General features: G+C 29.3%; 6 protein-coding genes. 5 read left to right on the top strand and 1 reads right to left on the bottom strand.

What is annotated here, in order from left to right:
* The first annotated feature begins 116 nt into the window (after positions 1-116).
* On the top strand, positions 117-587 hold the full coding sequence (locus ACTB1H_RS09050) for an ATPase (RefSeq protein ID WP_463262522.1): 471 nt from the start codon (positions 117-119) through the stop codon (positions 585-587).
* Positions 588-597: 10 nt separating this feature from the next.
* On the opposite strand, the gene ACTB1H_RS09045 is transcribed toward ACTB1H_RS09050, so the two are convergent.
* The gene (locus ACTB1H_RS09045) at positions 598-1,836 is read right to left on the bottom strand and encodes a nucleotidyltransferase (protein WP_463262521.1); all 1,239 of its coding nucleotides are present in this window, start codon (positions 1,834-1,836) and stop codon (positions 598-600) included.
* Positions 1,837-2,015: 179 nt separating this feature from the next.
* On the opposite strand from ACTB1H_RS09045, the gene ACTB1H_RS09040 reads away from it, so the two are divergent.
* The 4 genes from ACTB1H_RS09040 to plsX all read left to right on the top strand — a co-directional run.
* Entirely contained in the window at positions 2,016-3,209 is a 1,194-nt protein-coding gene (locus ACTB1H_RS09040; protein ID WP_463262520.1) for an acetate kinase, read from the top strand.
* A 64-nt stretch (positions 3,210-3,273) separates the two neighbouring features.
* Positions 3,274-3,780, top strand: coding sequence for a YceD family protein (locus ACTB1H_RS09035; protein ID WP_463262519.1), 507 nt, complete (start codon positions 3,274-3,276; stop codon positions 3,778-3,780).
* Between the two features lie 12 nt (positions 3,781-3,792).
* Entirely contained in the window at positions 3,793-3,972 is a 180-nt protein-coding gene (gene rpmF / locus ACTB1H_RS09030) for a 50S ribosomal protein L32 (protein WP_463262518.1), read from the top strand.
* Between the two features lie 143 nt (positions 3,973-4,115).
* Positions 4,116-4,981 (top strand): phosphate acyltransferase PlsX (gene plsX, locus ACTB1H_RS09025; RefSeq protein ID WP_463262517.1); only part of this gene is annotated, 866 nt, incomplete at its 3' end.

Here is a 4,981-nt window from a genome sequence, read left to right as displayed (position 1 = left end):
CAAGGTCTCTGGTCTTATATAAAAGAAATAGCTTCATATGGAGGAGACATAAAATGTTTTGTTCCTAAAGTAGTAGAGGATGCACTTAATAATAAATATGGAAGGAGAGTTTAATCTTGGATATATTAGACCTTATTGATGAAATTGAAGACATAGTTGAAGCTGGCACATCAGTGCCATTGACTAATAAAGTGATGGTAAACAAAGATGAGATTATAGAAATCTTAAGAGAAATTAGAATAAAGTTGCCTGATGAAATAAAACAAGCTGCATGGATTAAAGAAGAAAGAGATAGGATAATCTCCCAAGCTCAAGAAACTGCTGAGAACATTTTAAATGATACACAACAAAAATTAGAACAAATGATTGATAAAGAAGAAGTATTAAAAATAGCCAATCAAAGAGCTAATGAAATCATAAAGAAAGCTCAACTTAGTGCTGATGAAATAAGAAATGGTGCTTTGGATTATGCTGATGAATTACTATATGAAACACAAGAAAGACTTAAAGAGCTAATACATATGTTAAATGAAAATAGAAAAGAATTAAAGAACATTTCTGAAGGTTCACACAATGAAACAAAATAGGTGATTTCACCTATTTTGTTATATAAGGAGATTTTGTAAAATCTGCATTTATTATAGGTTCTGTTTGAGATATTCCATAATAATACATATTGGTTGCTAAAATTTCTTTTTTTATTGAAATATCATTTTTTAATTCATCAAATTTATTATAATCAGTAAATTTGGTAAGAACTCTAATTTCAGAATTTTTTTTGATTTTATTAATTATTTCAAAACCTTTTTTATTAGCCCCTAATATTCTAATATACTTAGTATTAGAGTTAAAATAAGCATCTATCTCATCTTTGGTCGTATTTAAAATAAACTGTAAGAGTGCTCTTCTTATTCTAGATCGAGTATGCGATTTTGAAGCAATGTTTCCGATTAAATCTTCAAAAGAATTTGATTTAAAAGATTTATCAATAATGCGATTTTCTAGACCATCAGTTATTCCATATAATTTTTTCAATTCTTCTTTACTAGAACTTATAAGCTTATAATTTAACACATTATAATAATTATTAATGCTATTGAAATTTTTGTGTGTCTTTAAAAAATCTTCTAAAGCAGAAAAAGTTTGCTCTGGAACAAGATCAATATTTTCATATAGGCCATTTTTGAAAATAGCCCTTCTTATTGCACTTGCAGAATTAAAACTGTTGCTTATATTTAAATCATTGTAGCCATGCCCCACTCTTTTTATAGTTAGTGGTTTTATATTGGAACTTAGTTTATTGAGGGCTTTTAAATATTCCACAGCTAAAATATTGTTTGCATTATTTAATATATCTTTTATATCAAATTTATAGTAATTAGAAAAATAATTTGCAATAGCCAAGTTTCTAGATATAGGAAATGATAATCCTTTTTTAAGGTTTTCTTTAAGTTCTTTTTTATATAAATATGGTTCTTTACATAATACGCATGCTATTTCTTGCAAAGTTTTTAAATCGCCTGATTCACTTCCAAATATTAGATAATCTACTGTTTTTAATTCGTCTAAAATTCTTACCGAACCATATGCAAACAGTTCAGCAGTTTGGACAGATGAGAGAAAAGGAAGTTCTATGACTAAATCCACCCCACTATCTATAGCCATTTTTGCTCTTGACCATTTATCTACAATTGCCGGTTCTCCTCTTTGAACAAAAGAACTGCTCATTATACATATACTGTGTGTTGCACTACTAATTTTTTTAGCTTCATTCAAATGATATAAATGACCAAAATGGAAAGGATTATATTCAGTTATTAATGCTATAGTTTTCATAAAACATCTCCTCAACATATTATGTTTAAGCATTTTTATTATGAACTTTAAAAATGATTTAAAATATATTTATTATTATTATTTTACATGAAACAATTAAAATATGATATATTTTAATTGTTGATTTTATAACATAAATAATATACTATTATTATAGAATAAATCTAGGAGGTTATCAGATGGATATACTTGTTATTAACTGTGGCAGTTCTTCCCTGAAGTATCAATTGATTGACATGAATGGGGAAAATGTTTTAGCTAAAGGAATAGTCGAAAGAATAGGCATTGATGGTTCAAGAATTAAACACGAGCCTCATAATTCTGAAAAAATAGTCATTGAAGAGCCAATAAAAAATCATAAAGAAGCTTTAAAAATGGTTGTAGACGCTATAACTAACAGTGAATACGGTGTAATAGAATCTATGGATCAAATTTCAGCTGTTGGTCATAGGGTTGTTCATGGAGGAGAAGATTTTTCAAAATCTGTAATCATTGACGATAAGGTTATGGATGCTTTAAATAGAAACATAGAATTGGCACCTCTTCACAATCCACCAAATATTATAGGAATTGAAGCTTGCAAAGAAATTATGCCTAATGTTCCTATGGTTGCAGTTTTTGATACGGCCTTTCATCAAACATTACCAGAAGAAAATTACATTTACGCTATTCCATATGAATATTATGAAAAATATAAAATTAGAAGATATGGTTTTCACGGAACATCTCATAAATATGTAGCAATAAGAACTGCAGAAATTCTTAATAAACAACTAAGTGATCTAAATGCAATAACTTGTCATCTTGGCAATGGCGCTAGTATAACAGCTATAAAATCAGGGATTTCAATAGACACTAGCATGGGATTTACCCCTTTAGAAGGGCTTGCTATGGGGACAAGGTCAGGAAATATTGATCCTGCTATTATTCCTTTTTTAATGAAAAAAGAGAATATGAGTTTTGATGATGTAAATGATGTTTTAAATAAAAAGTCTGGCGTTTTAGGAGTTTCTGGAATAAGCAGTGATTTTAGAGACCTAGAGGACGAGGCTGAAAAAGGAAACAAGAGAGCAAAATTAGCATTAAACCTGTTTGCTAATAGAGTTGTAAAATATATTTCTGCATATGCATCTGAGTTAGGAAGAGTAGACGCAATTGTTTTCACAGCAGGTGTTGGGGAAAATTCTCCATTAATTAGAGAAATGGTTTGTGAAAATTTAGGTATATTAGGAGTAAAAATAGACAAAAATGTTAATGACTTTAAGGGTAAAGAAAGAATGATCAGTACAGATGATTCAAAAGTTAAGGTGCTTGTAGTACCTACAAACGAAGAATTAATGATAGCTAGAGAAACTGTTGAATTAGTAAAATAATATTATAATTGACTTTTATTCATGACCAATATATAATGGTAATGTTAGTCTAGAGGTGAATTGCATGTTAGTTAATATTGCTAATATCTTAGACAAAGACTATTTTGAAGAAGAACTAAGCATAGACTTTGACGAAAAGATATTTTCATCAGTTAAAGAAATAGAAATTAAATATCCAATAAAGGCTAAATTACTTATTTCTAAATCATTAAGCAATATAACCTTCAAATTAACAAGTAATTTAGAATATGAGGCAGTTTGTAGCCGTTGTTTAGAAAAGTATATTTCGTCTTTAACAATCAATTCTGAAGGGTATGTTGTTAATAAAAAAGATCATGATAAGTTTCCTGAGGAAAACAGTCTTTTTGTAAAAGATAAAGCTGTTCTTCTAGACGATTTTCTCTACCAAGAAATCCTTAGTGCTATGCCAATGAAATTTTTATGTAAAGATGAATGTAAGGGGCTTTGCATTAAATGTGGTGAAAATTTAAATTCAAATAGTTGCGAATGTGATAAGCATTCATATGATTTAAGATTAGAAAAACTGAAAGAATTGACCTTTGATCGGTAAGGAGGTGTTTGTATGGCTGTACCTAAAAGAAAAACTTCTAAAGCAAGAAGGGATAAGAGAAGAGCTTCTTCTTATAAATTGAACAAGGCTACTTTTTCAGAATGCCCACAATGCCATGAACCAAAACAACCACATAGAGTATGTAGAAATTGTGGATATTATGATGGAAGAGAAGTAATAGTAGTAGAATAATTGCATTAATATAAAAAGACACTCTAGGCTAAATAATTAGAGTGTCTTTTTATATTAATAATAAATACTATTTATATGCATTTGTTCACTTATTAAACAGGATATGTTAAAATGAATAAAAATAAACTTTAAAGAGGGATAATATGAAAATTATAGTTGATGTTATGGGTGGGGACAATGCTCCTAATTCTAATATTAAGGGAGCTTTAGAGGCAATAAAAGAAAATGACATTCAAATTATTTTTGTTGGACCAAAAGAATTAATTGAAACAGAACTCAATAAATATCAATATTCCAAAGACAAAATTGAAATTATAAATGCAGATGAAAAGATTGAAAACGATGATGAGCCAACACAAGCTATCAGAAAAAAAACAAACAGTTCAATGGTAATTGGCCTAAATGCTTTAGCAGAAGGATTAGGGGATGGTTTTATATCAGCAGGAAACACTGGAGCTTTGTTGGCTGGTAGCATATTTATAATAAAAAGACTTGAAGATATTGATAGAGCAGCTATAACAGTTTTATATCCGACGATTAAAGGAATGTCTTTATTGGTTGATGCAGGCGCAAATATGGATTCAAAACCTGAATATCTAAGACAATTTGCGATCATGGGATATATATATACTAAAGAAGTATTGGGTAAAAGTAACCCAACTGTTGGACTGATAAATGTTGGAAGTGAAAAGACCAAAGGAAACTTATTGTCTAAAGAAGCATTCAAATTGCTAGAATCAGAAGAAATAAACTTCATTGGAAATATCGAAGGAAGAGATCTTCCGTTTGGTGTTGCGGATGTAATGGTCTGTGATGGATTTGTGGGAAATGTTGTATTAAAGGTAACAGAAGGTGTAGCCGAATCAATTTTTTCAATGTTAAAAAAAGAGCTCACATCATCTAAAAAGTCAAAATTTGGAGCTTTGTTACTTAAAAACGAATTATCTAATCTAAAAAAAGCACTAGATTATCGTGAATATGGTGGTGCTCCTCTATTAGGTATAAGAAA

It is taken from the genome of Soehngenia sp. (genome assembly GCF_055108775.1).
Note: the sequence above shows the minus strand (reverse complement) of the source record. Positions and strands in the feature narration are given on the sequence as shown.